The organism is Streptomyces sp. A1136 (assembly GCF_004795055.1).
Taxonomy (GTDB): domain Bacteria; phylum Actinomycetota; class Actinomycetes; order Streptomycetales; family Streptomycetaceae; genus Streptomyces.
Window position 1 is genome coordinate 1 of sequence record NZ_SSBJ01000193.1, and the last position, 661, is coordinate 661.

3 protein-coding genes are annotated in these 661 nt (G+C 48.3%); 1 reads left to right on the forward strand and 2 read right to left on the reverse strand.

Annotation, left to right across the window (positions count from 1 at the left end; translation table 11 throughout):
- A partial coding sequence (locus E6R62_RS38010) for an FCD domain-containing protein (protein ID WP_136217964.1) occupies nucleotides 1–295 on the forward strand: 295 nt, incomplete at its 5' end.
- Nucleotides 296–307: 12 nt separating this feature from the next.
- On the opposite strand, the gene E6R62_RS42745 is transcribed toward E6R62_RS38010, so the two are convergent.
- A complete protein-coding gene (locus E6R62_RS42745) occupies nucleotides 308–496 on the reverse strand; it encodes a 4-oxalocrotonate tautomerase (protein WP_116434520.1) in 189 nt (62 codons plus the stop codon).
- A partial coding sequence (locus tag E6R62_RS40500; protein ID WP_206309003.1) for a hypothetical protein occupies nucleotides 477–661 on the reverse strand: 185 nt, incomplete at its 5' end. The genes E6R62_RS40500 and E6R62_RS42745, both read right to left, overlap by 20 nt.

Genomic DNA, 661 nt, shown 5'->3' on the forward strand with positions numbered 1-661 from the left:
TGATGGCGCAAGTAAGCCTAGCGTTTGGTCGGCGTTGAATCTGGAGTTTCACCTGACTCTATACAGCGCAGCTAACAAGCCACGCCTAATCAAGATGATTGAGGATTTGGTGCTGGGTATGCAACGATATACCCGAATTTATATTTCTCATACATTAGGTCGGGAGCAGCCGCAAAAGGAACACTACGAGCTGTTAGAGACCCTGCGTCGAGGAGATGCAGAGAAAGCGATATCGCTCCTAGAAGAGCATATTGCACGTACCCAAGAAGTCATCTTGGCAAGCCAAGATGACTGAGTCGATGGGGCATTAAACCGGCGGCGCCAAGAACTTACCACCCTTGACCCAGTTGGAGCTTGGTATTTCGACAAAGATGATGTCGATGCTATCAACGGGACACTTCAGGATGTCAGAAGTGAGCTTGGTAACTTCCTCCGCGTATTTGATTTTTTGCTCCGCGGTACGGCCAGGGGCTAATTCAATTGTTAAGGTTGGCATACGATTCTCCAGTCGGTGGGTAGGTTAGTAAGTCGATACTGAATACCTTGTGTATCTGCGCTTCTGCAAAGATGTCTTTCTCTTCATCGGTCCCGAATAGCTTCTGAGCGTCTAGGTCGATAGTGAAATCGTTAAACATCGGAGCTGCAGTGTTCACTACACGCT

Excerpts from the sequence above, each read along its gene's own strand:
- E6R62_RS42745 (WP_116434520.1), bottom strand. The coding sequence starts at position 496 with ATGCCAACCTTAACAATTGAATTAGCCCCTGGCCGTACCGCGGAGCAA.